A 15,569-nucleotide genomic window follows, 5' to 3' on the forward strand; every position below is an offset into this window, starting at 1 on the left:
AAAAACAATGAGTTAGAACAGAAAATTATCAACTGCTTTCCAAATCGGATTTTTTAACTTTCTAACCGATGAATAATTCCAAGGCCTCCTACCCAATCTGGATTGGTAGGAGGTTATTTTTTATGGTATTCCCAAGAGGTTAATCCTATCCCTTTATTCCATGTCGTTCTCTCATTGAGACTTCACCATCGATGAAAATGTTGTAGGAATCGTGGATAATCCGGTCCAATATTGCATCAGCCAAAGTAGCTTCCCCTATTTTTTCGTACCAGCCCTGTGTATCGAACTGAGAACAGAAAATGGTGGATGCCACCTGATGACGGGATTCTATGATTTCCAGGAGATCTCGGGCTTCATTTTCCCTAAGTGAAGTAAGGAGCCATTCATCTAAAATGAGAAGGTCAACCTTTCGGTAAGACTTCATGACTTTTTGATAGATTCCTTCGCCTCTGGCCACAGCTAATTCTTCCAAAAGATCGGGAAGACGAACATATTTGACTGTATAAAATTGGCGGCAGGCAGCGATCCCAAAGGCGCACGCGAGGTAAGACTTTCCGTTTCCGGAAGCTCCCTTGATGATAAGATTGTGTTTCCCTTGGATATATTCGGATGAAGCGAGTCTTAGAATTTGTGTTTTATCAAGCCTTCGGTCTGCGTGATATTCTATATCTTCAACACAGGCATTGGGATAACGGAAGTTAGCCCCCTTGATAAGTCGATTTAGCTTATTGTTTTTACGGCGTGACCATTCAATATCTACCATCAGTCCAAAGCGGTCCTCAAAAGATAACTCTTTGAACTGCTCATTCCGGAGTTGTTCGTTGAATTGTTCTGCCATGGCGTTTAACCGCATCTCATGAAAAAAGGTGCCTGACCCCACAAACGGTGAAGCATTAAAGTGTTTATGGCATCATAAAATTGTAGGTTATGGCATTTAATTTGTGCAGACCCATAGGGGCCTGCACAAATTAAAAAAAGCCACTTGTCAACATTCCCAAATACACATACACTTCCTGTTGGGTACAAAACGTGCAGGAGGTATTAAGGAGATGTTGGCGGTGGCCGAAATTAATTATATCAGACATGAAGTTAACTTTAAAGGCTGCGGATATTCATGTGTGGCTAAAATAATGGGGAGAGAACCCAGAACCGTTAAGAAGTATGCAGATATGGACGACTTCAACGAAAAGCCTATTAAGAAACTGACTAGGACAGCTCCGGTGTTAGGACCAGTGAAAGCCATACTCGATGATTGGATCAAGGAAGATCAAAAAAAGAAAAAGAAGTTTCGTAGGACAGCCAAGAGAATGTGGGAATTATTAAAGGAGCATCATGATTTTAAAGGTTCCGACCGTACGGTCAGGGATTATGTTTCCACTAGAAAGAAGGCTTTCCTAAATGAGGCAAATGATCCAGCTCTTCCACTCGAAGCTAAACCAGGTACTGCCCAGGTGGATTTTGGAGAAGCTCCTTTTGTTTACGGAGGAGAAGAGATTGTCTTGCCATACCTTGTATTGTCCTTCCCTTTCAGTAATGCTTTTTATTTTCAAGTATTTCCTTCCCAAAATAGGGAGTGCTTTCTTGAGGGGATGAAGAGAGTTTTTCATCATATGGGCGGAGTGCCGAAAACCATACGGTTTGACAACCTTTCCCCGGCGGTGAAGAAAATACTGCCAAATGGTGAACGGCAATTAACCGATGAATTCCAGAACTTCGTTCTGCACTACGGTTTCGAGTGTGAGTTCTGTAATCCTAATAGCGGGAATGAAAAAGGGCATGTAGAAGCAATGGTCAAGTATATCAGGAATAACTTCCTCCTCCCCGGACTTCATGTCATCGAACTGGATGAGTTGAATAAAGAGCTATGGGGAAAGGCAGAAAAGGACCGTAAAAGGAAGCATTACCAAAAGGAGTGGAAGATTGAGGAACTCTTCGAGGAGGATAAGGATGCCTTCCTCCTATTGCCGGTAAAAGAATACGAATGTGTCAGGTACGAGACCCTGAAAGCCGATAAATACGGATATATTAAGCTGGACCTTAATCTATATTCGACTTCACCAAGATATGCACTTAACAAGGTACTCGTAAAAATATCATATAGCAGGGTGGATATTTTGAACGATGACCATCAACTTGTAGTAAGCCATTCCCGTCTATATGGCCAATATAGAAAGTCCATGAAATGGCAGCCGTACCTAAACTTGATGGCCAAACGGCCTACGGCACTTAAATATACTAGTTTTTATGACCAGCTTCCGGAAGAGTGGAAGAACTATTTCGGATCCTGTACTGTAACTGAAAAGCCGGAGGCACTGAAACTATTATCGATAATCTTAAAGGATCACGATTTCAGCGTTATTACCAAAGCCTTGGTCATCGCTTCTGAACATGGACATCCCTCCGTGGATGCCATTAAACAAGTATTCTATCAACTTATTAACGGTCGTGGAATCAGAAGTGAACTAAGCTCAAAAAGGTCGTTGCCTCAACTGCCGGAAGCAACGCGAGGCTTAGATCATTATGATCAACTCCACAAAGAGGTGCAGCATAATGAATGACCAAATAAAATCTTATGCTAAACGGTTAAAGCTAAGTTGGATCAAAGAGCATTTTGATGAAGTAGAAGCTTCGAGTAATCAAGAGTATTTACTCAAACTTTTTGAAGCCGAAATCCGGCAGCGTGAAGAGCGCAGGCTAAATCTCCTGTTAACCCAGGCTACCCTTCCAACGGTGAAAGGAAAACCGTTTGATTGGAATGAGGTTCAGGTTCCGCCAGGAATGACAAAGGAGAACCTTTTAAATGGAGAGTTCATGGAAAAGCAAGAGAATGTTATTTTCTACGGAGGAGTAGGAGTCGGCAAAACCTATCTAGCTACGCTAATCGGCTTGAATGCCATACATAAGTTTGGCAAATCGGTAAAGTTCTACACAGTGGCAGGATTAGTAAATCGACTTCTTGAGGCGAATGAAAAAGGCACTCTGCCAAAATTATTCAAGCAACTAGAAAAGCTGGATTTATTAATTCTCGATGAACTAGGTTACATTCCTCTACATAAACAAGGTGGAGAGTTATTATTCCAAGTTATTTCAATGTGCTATGAGGCAAAAAGCATCATTATCACCACTATTCTTCAGTTCGGTCAATGGAACCATGTCTTTGGCGATCCCATCTTAACGGAAGCAGTCATTGACCGACTGATCCATCATTCTCATCTGGTAGTTTTCAATGGCGATAGTCATCGCTATAAAGAGTCTTTATTACAGAACTAGATATACTGTTGGCAGGTGGCTACATTTTTAACTGCCGTTTCGTGCATTTTTTGCTTGCCAAAAACAGCATTAAAGACTAGCTTGGCGTTGCTGAGCTAGTTTTTTTTATGTAGGATATTGACGAATGGTGAGAGGGGATATAAAAAAACTTAACGAACATACATTTCTTAACGTTATTTGAAAGAGGTTTTATGATGCCATAAACAAGCCAATCAAATATTAGTAGAAACACTATCGCAGCAATTTATCAGTTTGAGGAAAAAGATAAGGTTTACATTAAAGAAATCAGAAATTGGGATAACTATCCTCATCTTAATAAATCTTGCTCCCTAGAAAATAAGGAGAAAACGAGATTGCTATACCCTGATTTATACGAGGAAATAAAAGATAAAAATATTAGCGTCTTCTACACAGACAAAAAAAGAGAGGAAATAACATTTTAACTTATAAAGTTTTTATATCGGTGGCTGAAAAAGATTAAAAGAAGGGGACTGTCCCCACATTAAAAGAGAGTGGTCTGATTCCATTTACAAATTAATGTTATCGAGAACCATGGATTCTAAAGATCGAGGATAACATTTCCATTTTATATAACGTGTATTCCGCCTTTTTCTTGCTGGTGTTTAGAAGCGTGGAATGATTAAAGGGACTAAATCGAGTGTGGAGGATGGGACCTGCTGAAAGCAAAGGTAAAATATCTAAGCCAAGTCGAGAACACAGGTCATTGGATAATACAAGTATGTTCAGCAAAGAGAACCTAACCCTATTGTTAAATGTATGGATTAACATATAATGAATTTAGATTCTCTTTGTTTATTGAGTTTGTACAGGCAATAGTTTTAAGCGAACTAATTTAAGTTTTAATTTATATTTTCATTAATAAATGCTTTGAAAGATTCCGGAGAGTAGTCTTGAGCTATGTAAACTTTTACGTACTTCATTATTTCAGGATCTTTAATTGTATTAGAAAGTCTTTGGTATATTCTATCTAATTCCATATTTGATTCATTTATAATGATTACTAAGTAATTTTCCTTTTTAGATAATTGATTGTACTCTCTTAAATTATCAATTAGCCTTGAATAGATACTTGTATTCATACTTCTTAGACTAAGTTTTACTTCAAAAAGAATATCGGGTTTTGTTTCTTGGCTATTTAACATAAAAAAGTCAGCATAAAACCGGTTTTTTTTAGTAGAGGAGATTGAATAATATTTTGTAACTTTATAATTGGAGTGTTCAAATACTCTTCTAGTTAAATAGTAATAGTAGCTCTCTAAAAGCTCTGATTCAAAACGGCTGGATTGTATATTTGATTCTTGTAAAATGTTAACCTCTTCAGCTGATAACGAGATGTTGCTGCTAAGTTTCTCGCTAATTAACTGAAGGCTATTTAATCTTTTAATATTTTTTGTCCAGTTTTGGCTTAAGTATTGATTTTCAACTAATTTTTTTACTTTGTCTTCCATCGAGTCCGTAACTTCAATACTATTCATATAATGAGATAAATGATTTATTAGCTGTTTAATATTATTAATATTATTAATGAATTTTGAGTTATAACTATTCGGATTTTGGTGATTTTCTTGTATTGTTATCTCATAAGTAAATAAATATTTATCGGATTCTTCTCCTGCTGGCTGAGTAATCTGTGACAGCACATTAGCCTCTAATAATCTGTCCTTCAGAAGTTCTGCCAGATCTGTAAGAAGCGTGGTATACCGTGAAAGATAAGGGGGTAAATCGTTTTGATCCGTACCCATTATATCTTCTAATGTAAATGGTACATCTCTCTTTTTTATTATTATCTGCAGCCATCGATGCAATTGAAAAGAGAAAAAATCCTTTATACCATCGCTGTATTTATCATAGCTTTCTTCTAATTCATTACTCTCTATTTTTTCAATAACCTCTAGACATCTAGCCAGTACAATATTTTTTTCATCTTGATCCGTTATTTCAAGATAAGGATTATTATTTCCATCCCATTTTATTTCTTGGCGCAAAAGGTTAATAAACCTTCTTGGTAAACGATTTGATATAAGGGTTAAGGCAGAGATGTAGTTAGAAACCGTGTCATTAACTAACGTATCTTTATCAGTAATTATCTCGCCAGCTATCTTTTTGAATGTTTCAGCATCTGAAAGTGGGATATGTATGATATTAGAAAATAAACTGGAGAGAATTGAATCATCCTCAACCGGAGAATGATCATATTTATAGTATAATTGCTGGCCGGCAATTATAATAAAAGAGGCTAAACCGCTCAGCATTAAGAACTTTAATTCACTAATAATATTTTCAACACCAAGTATATCAATCTTATCTAATTCATCAAGAACAATAACAAACTTTATATCTTTTTCGTTAAGTTCTTTCAAGATTTCTGTCAAACGGTGTTCTGCTATTTCTTCATCATAGAGACTTTGTCTATTAAGAACATGTTTATTTATTTGTTCCTTACTCCAGCTTAAATCAAATTTGAAAGCCTCCACAGCTCCCCATATACTTACTCCTATAAAAGTAATCCAATTAATTATTTTTGAAAAAACTTCTTTATTTAAGAGGAATTGACTAAAATCAAAGATTAAGTTTAAAGCAGTCACAATGATGGAAAAGAATAGGATAGTTAGCTTTTTTGCGTTAAAGGTGCTCTTTAATGTACTTTTAGTCTGATTTGAAAGCTCAAAGTTGTTGATAGCAGTTACATCATTAAAAGTTCTTTCATACAACAACCCTAGCTTAGTGGCTAAATCGGGATCTTTTTTACTTAAATCTTTTAAATCTTCCGCAGGTATAGACTCATAAACCGCGCGAATGATTTTTCTTATTAAATAGGGATAGCCGTTGAATTTCGTTAGGTTTAACTTTACAAAGTGAATCTGTTTCTTTTTGTTAGGTTCATTAGTAATCTGCTCTTCAACCTTATTTATAAAAGATGTTTTGCCCGCACCCCTGTATCCAGAGATAAGAATACTGGAACCATCCCCACATAAGACTTCATTTTTTATCTGTTCTACTTTGTCTTTTTCAAAATAAAACATTTCATTATGTACATCTTTGTGAAATGGAACCCCATGTAGTTTTGAATGATTAACTAATATTTTCATTATTAACTCCTCGAGTTTAAAGAAATAAGAGATAAATATATTAATAGAAAAAGCTAACAATATGAGTTTACCATATTTATCTAATTATTGGTGACTTGTATATAAAAATTGATGCCTGTACCCTATACATTTATGGAAATAAAATTAACTGTTCCTATTTTCGAATGGACGTGGGACAATTGCAGCCCTCAATGGGAAGAAGCGAAGTTGAACAGCTTGGTAGAAAGGAAAGCTGGCACAGGGATAAAGGCTAATGGCCGTAAGCAGCCTCCAGTTTCATAGCATGATATAGAACGATTGTTAAAAAATGAGTACCTGACCCCACATACGGTGCAGTGTTAAAGTGATAGGGGCTACTTCTGCAAAGAGAACCTAGTTTTGGGAAAAGTTCTCTTTGCTTTTCTATTTGGCTATTGAGCTATTAGTTAATCATTGTGTTAAGGCATTTAATTTGTACATGAATATTGCCAATGAAATGAACCCTTTGCAATAAATTTTCTCAACTTGTGACACCATTTTGAGCCGATCCTGCCATTTAAAGACCCAGGACTTTAGATCTTCTTAGGTAGAAGGGGTCTGACATACTGGTCTTGCACTACTTTAAAAAATTCCATATTTTCAACGAAATGTATTTACAAGCAATAAAAAACTCCTATTGTAGAAGATGTTGACCTTGTTTTGTTTCCTTAAACAAACAAGTCTTCTGAAAGGAGTTTTTCCAATTGAACAATAAAAGTATAGGGCGACAAATGCTCATTCGTCAATTCTTGTCTCTACTTCCAAAAAGGTATAGTCACAGTGACTCCCTGAAACATGTCGAAAAATCTTTATTGCATTGTAAGTGAATCTTGCTAGACGGCATCTTTTATGTAAGTATGTACTTCGATTTAAATTATGTAATAATAAAGTAAGCGTAAAAACAAAATAGTCGAAGTATGGGTGATAAGAATGAATATGTGTGATCGTTGTCAGGATAAAGTAGCTACAATTATATTAACAGATGATTGGCAGGAGCGGCTTTGTGGTGATTGTTTTAACGATATGGTTTCTGCAGAGATGGGAGTTATGCTAGAGGCTATGCCTGAAGAGATAGCCGTTAACGATTATTCTGGGACTAGAAGAAACTTTACGGTCCAACGGCGGCTTTATCCAAATGGCATATTCTTAGAGGCTGTAGCGGATATAGAATATGGTTACCAGTTTGCTGTTGATGGTGAGCTAGAGTGTAATCAATCCGAGTTATTTCAGAAACTGATTGATAAGGTAAAGCGTGGTGTATCTAAACGATTTATAAAGGTTGGAGAATTTCCGAATGGTCAAAAATATCACTCAATCATTGATGATGAGGTAGTTGGTCGTATTGATCACGATGAGATGAGCTCGTCTGTACCCATGATTGTGATAGATGGACAGCCTTATACATGGGAACAATTAGGTGAGATGGTAAAGAGTTATGAAGGTTTTCAAATTCAAATGAAATTCTTTGATATGACAGATTGAATTACGGCGCCTGACCCCACACACGGTACATAGCTCCACTTCAATATGTATAAAAGTGCAAGACTCTGTATTTTTCCTTTGCAAAGTTCTGCACTATTATTTTGCAGTCCACAATAATATTTTATTTATTGTTTAACGAGTTTCTAAGTCGTACAATGTTTAAAACAAGGGCTGCGTTGAGGTAAGAAAGTTACGGTGATGGAGGAAATACAATTGCAGTTATGGATCTGTCCTGTACTGTAACACTAGCGATATTTCTTTCATCTAATGACCCGCGAATCATCTCAATACGATAAGTATTCACCCCTGGATTCGGAGGTGTATCTGTCCAGGTTATGCTTGGGAAAGAAGTTATTCTAGACCCATCTCCAGAAATTTTCACCTTATTTGTTTCAACTAATACAGTATCAGTCAATATATTAAAAGAGCCTGTAGGGCCTTCTCTTACAAGTCTGAAGAATTCAATATAACTATATCTATCTAATAATCCTGTAATAATAATTGTTTCGAACATTGAATCTATCTTAACTCTTTCACCCGGCGCTGTTGTCATTACTTCAACCTCAATCAAAGGTGTATAAGTGATGACACCGGGTGGAATGGATAGGTCTCCTCTTTCTTGATTAAAAAAGTAAGTGGATCCTGGTCCCGGCAGCCCTTGAGGTCCTTGAATACCTTGCGGCCCTCTTGGTCCGCGAGGACAGATGCATATTTTTATTCCTGATTTTGGATCAGTTGTTTGCGGACAACATCTCTGACAAGGCTGGTCATCCTTAAGCATATAAATCACCCTCATAAAAATTATTAAAATCACCTTGTAAAATAATATGTTAGTGAAATAGAAAAGTATTGGACATCTATTTAATTTCCACTATTGTCTGTGACTTTTACTAATATTATGACGGGATCTTCACAGAAATCAGGTGCCTGACCCTACATCGATAAGTGATAAAGTGTAGATAAATAGTTTTCCCAGCCCCACTCAAAATAAATAAGAGTGCAGGACTCTGCATTTTATTTTTTGCAAAGTTTTTACCCTTTTATTTGGAAGAAAGGGGGCCTGACCTCGGGTTCCGTGAAGTTTGATGATTACAGCCACAAGAATGTACCATCTCTGCCATGTTTTTTACCAGCAGTTGACACGAAATTTACCACTTGCTGCCAACGTGTTTACCAATAGAAAAACGTCAAGAATTTGAAAGTGAAAAGGCCTAATCCTCCTTATTTTTACCGAGGAATTGGGCTTATGGTCTTCCGCAATGAGCCCGATTGTGAAGACAATTTTTCTATTGAATAGTATCGTTGTACAGCGCAACAAAGGAAGCCTTTTAAATCATTTAAAGCTCTCTTAGTTGAAAAACAGAAGTAACCTTTTAGTGTCTTCTATAGTTCATTGTTAGAACAATGTGATAAATGATAAATCCTATCGTTAGACCTGGTACTAAAGAAAGTATAGGTAGAATTACTGGACCGAATACGACACCCATTATTTTTAGTTTTGTTGAAAAAATCAACCCAATTGTTATAAAAAAAGCACCAAATACAAAGGGGATATACGAATATGGATTTATTTCTCCTTCTGCATCCCTATATGCATCCCACATGGCAAACATATACAAACAAGGATAGAACATAAGCCATTGAAAATTTGTAACATCAATGGCTTTTTGTATTTCTCCTGTAAATGAATAGATAATCGCTAAGTTGAAGTTACTTAGTACATTTACAAGAAATTCTAAAAGAATTAATATACTCCCTTTAAATAACCTTCTATTTAAGAACTGACCAAACCCTGGTAATGCTATGCTCCATAGTAAAGCCTCATGTTTTTTAGGTTTCTTATAACAGCTCACCCCATATCACTCAATTCATCTTTTGTTTACGGTCCTCCATTTGAGGTGGCTCTTCCATCCAACCATTTTTAATCATGATTTTCGCACCCTTATGAGCATATTCAAAAATATCTTTCATAAAAATCGTATTTTTGGCGGGCAAGTCATTTCGTAAACTAAAAGCAGTTCCGAGTGAATTGCTTCCCAATGAAAAACTACAAAAAAGACTTGTACAATACATCATTAGCTTATCAGAAAATGGAGCCACTGTTGAATTAGTCGCATTCCCTCCTGGGGTTTGAGGAATTGAAAGATTTGTTTGAATCATGACTTCACTTATTTCTTTTATAATACCTTTAGCAAGCTCTGCACCTTCATTAAAGAACTTTTTCACCTCAGTATCATTAGCACACTGACCAAAACCTAAGATCATCTGCAATCCTGAAAGATTTGATTCAATAGCTTTATGAAGGTGAGCGACCTCTACCGTATTCAATGTTCTTTTTTGACTAAATGGATTAAGAGCTATCCCACCTAAATAACTATTATTTTTAATAAACTCAACTGATTTTGGCATCGATACATAAGGTGTTCTAACAAGTAATCCTTTTTCCAACAAATATTGAGAGCATATCCTGAAATACTTTTGGGTGAGAGCAGTAAGGTCTTCAAAAAGTATATTAATATCTTCTCGAAACGTCATTGTTACATTTAATGAATGTAAACCCATACTGATTTCTTTTAAAAGACGAACAAACATAATGTCAAAACCATTATCATATAGCTTTGGGACATCCTTATTTACATCTTGTGCTGTATATCCAACTGGTATAACAGCACCTTCCTCTTCAAATATCTGAACTATTTTACCAACATATATTTCAAGTTCTTCATGCAAATTAGCCATAATATCCTTGGCTTTTTCGTCATCTGCTTTCGCTATAAAATACTCTAACATTCGTAAAATCATTGTTTTTTCTTGATATGTAAGCCATAATACTCCTAGTTCTGATGACGTAATTGCAGGTTTTTCTGGCATAAGTATTCCTCCTAAAATTATCTTTATTTTAGGATGAACATAAAACCGCAAAGTAATTCAGTGTTTTTTTAGGGTAAATACTCCTAAAAATCCGGTGCCCGACCCCACATACAGTGAAGCGTTAAAGACTAGCTTGGCGTTGCTGAGCTAGTTTTTTATGTAGGATATTGACGGCTAATGAAAGATGGTTTAAAATCATTTTAACGAACATGTGTTCCTAAATATTTTAAGGAGGTTATATAATGCCAAGGCCACTTCGGATTTGGTTTCCTGGTGCGATGTATCATATTGTTGCCAGAGGAAATCGCAGAGCAGCGATTTTTCATGACCAAGTGGATTTTCAAACGTATTTGGCCATTTTGGAAGATGTCCGCAGCATGATGCCTTTTGTTTTACACTCCTACTGCTTAATGACCAACCACCTTCATCTTCAGCTTGAAACCACTCATCATCATATTCAATATATCATGAAAGAAATGCATTCCAGATATGCAGTATACCTTAATCAGCGTTTAAGAACAGACGGCCATGTTTTTCAGGGGCGCTATGGAGCAAAATTAATTGAAACAGATGCTTATTTTCTGGAAGTAAGTCGCTATATCCATCGTAATCCGTTGGAGGCCAAAATGGTCTCTCACTTGGAGGATTACCGGTGGAGCAGTTATGCCTCATATGTAAATCTTCTTCCGTTTAATCCTCATGTTGACCACAGTAAAACTTTGTCCTTTTTCCGAGAACCTGTTGAAGAGCAATATAGAAAATTTGTTGAAAAAAACAAGAAAAAGAATGAGGAGGGGCAGCTATGTGTGCCAGAGCAGTTAGTATTGGATTAAGAGGAATGGAGGGATATTTAGTTCATGTGGAAGTCAAAGCAGTAGTGGGGGTTGATTCAATTGTTATTGTTGGGTTGCCTGATGCCTCTGTGAAAGAATCAAAAGAACGGGTCGCAGCTGCTTTACATTCATTGGGGTATTCACTCTCCAGTCAAAAGATTATTATTCATTTATCACCAGCAGAATTAAAGAAAAATGGCCCAATGTTGATTTAGCCATGGCGATTAGTGTGTTAATCAGTTTTAAGGAACTAAAAGTTAACATCCCCGATCATACTGGCTTCGTCGGAGCCCTTTCATTGGATGGACGAGTCCAGCCGGTGGAAGGGATGCTGCCAGCTGTACTGGCGGCTAAAAAACTGGGCTTGAAAAAGTTATATATGCCTTTTGATGAAAGGCTACCCGCTTTAGAATTTAAAGAATTGGAGATTGTTTATATATCATCATTGAATGAGGTTATCCTCCACCTTAACGGGCAAGGATCAATCCCATTGTTTCCTAAAACCAAGGTAGTCGATAACCAAATTTACTCTACTGATTTTAAAGAAATAGTGGGCCATTCTTATGCCAAATATGCTTTAGAGATAGCAGCCGCAGGAGAACATCATGTGTTTATGACGGGGCCTCCAGGCTGCGGTAAAAGCCTCTTGGCAGAAAGTTTCCCATCCATTATGCCTCCTCTTTCGAAAGAAGCACAGTTAGAAATGATTAGTTTGTACCAGTTAAGCGGAAGTTCATGGGAGTATACTGATATTCCGCCCTTCCGGAATCCTCATCATTCTGCGTCTGGTGTTTCAATTGTTGGAGGAGGACAATATCCAAGGCGAGATATCGCTGGCCCATCGCGGTGTGTTATTCCTTGATGAAATTGCAGAATTTACTAAGAAAACACTTGATATGCTTCGACAGCCTTTAGAGAGCGGAAAAGTCAGCATTAGCCGGACACAGGCAACCGTAACTTATCCAGCCTCTTTCATTCTGATTGGAGCCATGAACCCATGTCCATGCGGTTATGCAGGTTCAAATACTCATTATTGTACCTGTAGCCCTAAACAAATCGCTGCCTATCAAAATAAGCTATCAGGTCCACTGAAAGACCGATTTGATATCAATTTATCATTGTCACCTGTTAACCTGAAATCTGTTCATACAAGAAAAGAAGAGTCCTCATCTGCCATAAGAAAAAGAGTAGAAGCAGCCAGAGAAATGCAGTATGACCGGTATAGAAGAGAGATAGGCAACGGCAGAGTATCCTATGACACTTTATTGAAAACAAGTCCCTTAACAGCTGAACAGCAGCGAACGCTGCAGCTGTTCTCCTATAAAAAAAACTGGAGTAATCGCACCCAAATTAAAATTATTCGGTTGGCACGAACCATTTCGGATTTGAAGGGGAGTGTAGGGATTACTGATCAAAGTATATGGGAGGCAGTGAAGTTGAATAGTTTGGTGGAGAGGAAGGATGTAGTTGGAATAAAGGTGAATGGCAGTTAATTAATATCAAGTACTATTTTAGAATGTTGCAAATTACCATTTAACTCCGTGACTGTAAGCATTTTTATAGCATGCTTCTTGAATATAAAATGTTTTACAATAAATAACTGCCGATGCTATTGCGTTGGGGGTTATTTTATTTATAAATGTTTTAGGTCTAAAGAAACACCCTATGATTGCATTATATGTTATTATTTTCCTATAAGAAGAGTAGCTAACTAATCTAGATGACAGTTTAGGCGTCTGAACCGGTAACTTTTCGTAAAGAGATGAAAGAGACTATTGGTGCAATAGATGCTCTATACAAAAAGTAATAGGAGATGAAACATGGGTTTCTTCAGAACACTTAAGGAATTAGGGGATATACTCGTCGACAGTGGAAGAGAATTTAACGAGATCTTTCGGGATGCAGGTGACGAGTTTCGAGAGCTTACAACTGATGGCTTCAAAGAGATGGTGATTAAGAAAAATAGTGATTACAAAACATCTTTTCAAAAGAACGAGATGGCATATGATCTTATTAGTGAAGCAGAAGATCGTATTGAAAGAGAAATAAAATCGTTTCAATCAAAGGCAAAACAAACATCCAAAAAGGTAGAAGCCTTTAACCTCTTGAAATTATCTGTTCAGCAAAAGGAAGTTTCGGAATGGTTGAACATGCTTGAAAGCAACCAGATTGATTTTGACAAGTTCTCGTCCGAAAAATATAAGCAGTTTAATAAACTTCAGTTTCTGTCTCTAGCAGAAATAAAAGAGTTGCAAAAGCAAGGGGATCAGATTATTAATAGCACCAATTCAAGATTAGGAGAGAGACCAACAGGACCATCTCGAGAATCTGAGATGCCTTTCCCCATTCTTATAACGAGTCCTTTGTTAACAATCCCTACTGCCATTTACAAAATGAAGCAGCAAAGAAAGCGGGTGGAGCAAGCCGATGCCTATCTGGAAGAAGCAGAAAGGTATTCTCAAAAAGCATTCTTAGCTGTCGAAAAAATGAAGGTTAAAAAAATGGAACTAACTGAAGTGAATCGGAAAATCAAAGAAGGCGAAACGCTTCTTTCCATGTACAGTCAGTTGTTAAAGGGAATGCTTGATGATTTAAATCAAGTTCCAAAAGAAGATCCATCACTACAGTCCAAAATGGAAATATCATACTTGCTTGTGTCAGCTATTTATACTGTTTCTTTGATTCAGCTTGTCACGAAGGAAGGAAAGGTTAGCAAAAAAGCTGAGCAGCTACACAAAACTTTAAATCAATATGAAACTGAGTTTGAAAATATGCTGGACCAAATTGGAGGAGAAAACATATGAGTAATTTAAAGCCATTAACCACCGTTATTCCTAAAGCTAAAGCCAGTTTATCACCTGAAGCTGCGATGCTTGCAGGAAGTGGAGTAGAAGTAATCGGCCAGGTGATAACAGCTATGAAAGACTATTCGATTGCAAAGGAACAGGAAAAAACACAAAGAGAACACATCCAATCTATGCTGGAGGTCGGATTAAAAAGACTGCAAAATGACCGTGCAAACTTTCAGGACTTTTTGAAGGTCAAACATACAGAGCGGATGGATTTGTACAAAAGCCTCCAAGAAGGAATGAAAATCGCCATCTCCAACGGTGATATTCAAATGTTACAAACCATTACGGACATGATAAAATTCTTATACTCCGAGAATGCGGAACTTAAAATGGCGAGCGGTAAGCATGAATAGGGAAGAAGTGAACAAGCAAATCAAAGAAAAATTAACACAAGCGAGCGACGAGTACCATGAGGTTTTAGAAAAAGAAGAAGAGAAGCGATCCAGAATCAAAGGGATGAAGGAGCTGCTCCTTCAGGAAGAAAAAGAAAAGCAGGAATCGATCCGGCAGAAGCTGCACCAGAAGGAACAGGATAATAGAAATAAATTGGAGCAATGGCAGCATGAATTTAAAAAGGCAACAGAAGCGGGAGATGCTTTGAGGATCCAGGAGCTGTTAAAGACAATTAAATGAGTTTTTGAAGGGGGCTGGGTGGATCTCAGTCCTCTTAAGACAGGGGAAAAACATTTATTTTAGGTATTACCGTGGCCTTCGCAATCATCCTTTGCAAAGGCCTTTTCTTCATTTAAGTGTCTCTCTTTGTTCTTTTGAGATACTCTTTCATTGCTCCATTATAAGGATGTCTAGTATTACATAGATTGGGAGTTATACATTTGCTTTCTCTAGGAAGCGTGTTATATAACCTCTGATCCTTACTAGCATAATGACGCTTCTCAAAAACACCAGCAAGAAGATTCTCCAGATATGGAAGACGTTCATAAATGGCATTGACTGTACGATTCTGAATGACTGGGTTATCTTGGTGAATTTCTTTCGCCAACTTTAAAGTAGTAGATTTAGCTTCTTTGAGGTTCTTTTTTAGAATACTCTTTCGGTAATCAGGTATTACTTTTTGAAGGTATCTTTCCTCTTTTTCAGTCCAACGCTTTGGCACAAAATCTCCTCCAGTTGAT

The 15,569-nt window shown here is 37.1% G+C and carries 14 protein-coding genes and 1 pseudogene; 9 read left to right on the top strand and 6 right to left on the bottom strand.

Annotated elements, in window-relative coordinates:
- Positions 1-145 precede the first annotated feature (145 nt).
- Positions 146-853 (bottom strand): IS21-like element helper ATPase IstB, encoded by a 708-nt coding sequence (gene istB, locus J7I93_RS13660; protein WP_214726415.1) that lies wholly within the window; start codon positions 851-853, stop codon positions 146-148.
- A 196-nt stretch (positions 854-1,049) separates the two neighbouring features.
- Between istB (J7I93_RS13660) and istA the strand changes: the two genes are divergently transcribed.
- The 3 genes from istA (at position 1,050) to J7I93_RS25540 (ending at position 3,713) form a co-directional block, all read left to right on the top strand.
- On the top strand, positions 1,050-2,558 hold the full coding sequence (istA, locus tag J7I93_RS13665) for an IS21 family transposase (protein WP_214726416.1): 1,509 nt from the start codon (positions 1,050-1,052) through the stop codon (positions 2,556-2,558).
- On the top strand, positions 2,551-3,270 hold the full coding sequence (gene istB, locus J7I93_RS13670; protein WP_214726417.1) for an IS21-like element helper ATPase IstB: 720 nt from the start codon (positions 2,551-2,553) through the stop codon (positions 3,268-3,270). The genes istA and istB (J7I93_RS13670) overlap by 8 nt, the downstream gene beginning before the upstream one ends.
- A gap of 218 nt (positions 3,271-3,488) precedes the next feature.
- Entirely contained in the window at positions 3,489-3,713 is a 225-nt protein-coding gene (locus J7I93_RS25540; RefSeq protein WP_353050273.1) for a DUF6037 family protein, read from the top strand.
- 417 nt (positions 3,714-4,130) lie between these two features.
- Here the strand turns inward: J7I93_RS25540 and J7I93_RS13675 are convergent, their stop codons facing one another.
- Positions 4,131-6,380 carry a P-loop NTPase fold protein gene (locus J7I93_RS13675; RefSeq protein WP_214726418.1) on the bottom strand — a complete coding sequence of 750 codons (2,250 nt, stop codon included), beginning with the start codon at positions 6,378-6,380 and terminating at the stop codon, positions 4,131-4,133.
- 948 nt (positions 6,381-7,328) lie between these two features.
- Here J7I93_RS13675 and J7I93_RS13680 point away from each other — a divergent pair.
- Positions 7,329-7,880 carry a DUF7713 domain-containing protein gene (locus J7I93_RS13680; protein ID WP_214726419.1) on the top strand — a complete coding sequence of 184 codons (552 nt, stop codon included), beginning with the start codon at positions 7,329-7,331 and terminating at the stop codon, positions 7,878-7,880.
- Positions 7,881-8,070: 190 nt separating this feature from the next.
- On the opposite strand, the gene J7I93_RS13685 is transcribed toward J7I93_RS13680, so the two are convergent.
- From J7I93_RS13685 to J7I93_RS13695, 3 genes are all read right to left on the bottom strand, one after another.
- Complete coding sequence (locus J7I93_RS13685) at positions 8,071-8,661, bottom strand: hypothetical protein (protein WP_214726420.1); 591 nt, start codon at positions 8,659-8,661, stop codon at positions 8,071-8,073.
- A 592-nt stretch (positions 8,662-9,253) separates the two neighbouring features.
- Positions 9,254-9,733, bottom strand: a complete 480-nt coding sequence (locus J7I93_RS13690) for a hypothetical protein (RefSeq protein ID WP_214726421.1) — start codon at positions 9,731-9,733, stop codon at positions 9,254-9,256.
- Positions 9,734-9,743: 10 nt separating this feature from the next.
- Entirely contained in the window at positions 9,744-10,751 is a 1,008-nt protein-coding gene (locus tag J7I93_RS13695) for a DUF3231 family protein (protein ID WP_214726422.1), read from the bottom strand.
- A 242-nt stretch (positions 10,752-10,993) separates the two neighbouring features.
- On the opposite strand from J7I93_RS13695, the gene J7I93_RS13700 reads away from it, so the two are divergent.
- The 5 genes and pseudogenes from J7I93_RS13700 to J7I93_RS13720 all read left to right on the top strand — a co-directional run bounded on the left by J7I93_RS13700 (position 10,994) and on the right by J7I93_RS13720 (position 15,069).
- Entirely contained in the window at positions 10,994-11,584 is a 591-nt protein-coding gene (locus tag J7I93_RS13700; protein WP_214726423.1) for a transposase, read from the top strand.
- A gap of 44 nt (positions 11,585-11,628) precedes the next feature.
- Positions 11,629-13,077 (top strand): annotated as a pseudogene (locus tag J7I93_RS13705) (YifB family Mg chelatase-like AAA ATPase).
- Positions 13,078-13,404: 327 nt separating this feature from the next.
- A complete protein-coding gene (locus tag J7I93_RS13710; protein ID WP_214726424.1) occupies positions 13,405-14,388 on the top strand; it encodes a hypothetical protein in 984 nt (327 codons plus the stop codon).
- Positions 14,385-14,789: a hypothetical protein gene (locus tag J7I93_RS13715; protein ID WP_214726425.1), complete on the top strand. Its 405-nt coding sequence runs from the start codon at positions 14,385-14,387 to the stop codon at positions 14,787-14,789. The genes J7I93_RS13710 and J7I93_RS13715 overlap by 4 nt, the downstream gene beginning before the upstream one ends.
- Complete coding sequence (locus J7I93_RS13720; protein ID WP_214726426.1) at positions 14,782-15,069, top strand: hypothetical protein; 288 nt, start codon at positions 14,782-14,784, stop codon at positions 15,067-15,069. The genes J7I93_RS13715 and J7I93_RS13720 overlap by 8 nt, the downstream gene beginning before the upstream one ends.
- 112 nt (positions 15,070-15,181) lie before the next feature.
- Here the strand turns inward: J7I93_RS13720 and J7I93_RS13725 are convergent, their stop codons facing one another.
- Complete coding sequence (locus J7I93_RS13725; RefSeq protein ID WP_214726427.1) at positions 15,182-15,550, bottom strand: hypothetical protein; 369 nt, start codon at positions 15,548-15,550, stop codon at positions 15,182-15,184.
- Positions 15,551-15,569 lie beyond the last annotated feature (19 nt).

Source organism: Bacillus sp. ISL-47 (assembly GCF_018613175.1).
In the GTDB taxonomy this organism is placed as follows: domain Bacteria; phylum Bacillota; class Bacilli; order Bacillales; family Cytobacillaceae; genus Cytobacillus.

Coding starts and splice junctions, on each gene's coding strand:
- istB (WP_214726415.1), bottom strand. CDS start 853: ATGCGGTTAAACGCCATGGCAGAACAATTCAACGAACAACTCCGGAAT.
- istA (WP_214726416.1), top strand. CDS start 1,050: ATGTTGGCGGTGGCCGAAATTAATTATATCAGACATGAAGTTAACTTT.
- istB (WP_214726417.1), top strand. CDS start 2,551: ATGAATGACCAAATAAAATCTTATGCTAAACGGTTAAAGCTAAGTTGG.
- J7I93_RS13675 (WP_214726418.1), bottom strand. CDS start 6,380: ATGAAAATATTAGTTAATCATTCAAAACTACATGGGGTTCCATTTCAC.
- J7I93_RS13680 (WP_214726419.1), top strand. CDS start 7,329: ATGAATATGTGTGATCGTTGTCAGGATAAAGTAGCTACAATTATATTA.
- J7I93_RS13685 (WP_214726420.1), bottom strand. CDS start 8,661: ATGCTTAAGGATGACCAGCCTTGTCAGAGATGTTGTCCGCAAACAACT.
- J7I93_RS13695 (WP_214726422.1), bottom strand. CDS start 10,751: ATGCCAGAAAAACCTGCAATTACGTCATCAGAACTAGGAGTATTATGG.
- J7I93_RS13700 (WP_214726423.1), top strand. CDS start 10,994: ATGCCAAGGCCACTTCGGATTTGGTTTCCTGGTGCGATGTATCATATT.
- J7I93_RS13710 (WP_214726424.1), top strand. CDS start 13,405: ATGGGTTTCTTCAGAACACTTAAGGAATTAGGGGATATACTCGTCGAC.
- J7I93_RS13715 (WP_214726425.1), top strand. CDS start 14,385: ATGAGTAATTTAAAGCCATTAACCACCGTTATTCCTAAAGCTAAAGCC.
- J7I93_RS13720 (WP_214726426.1), top strand. CDS start 14,782: ATGAATAGGGAAGAAGTGAACAAGCAAATCAAAGAAAAATTAACACAA.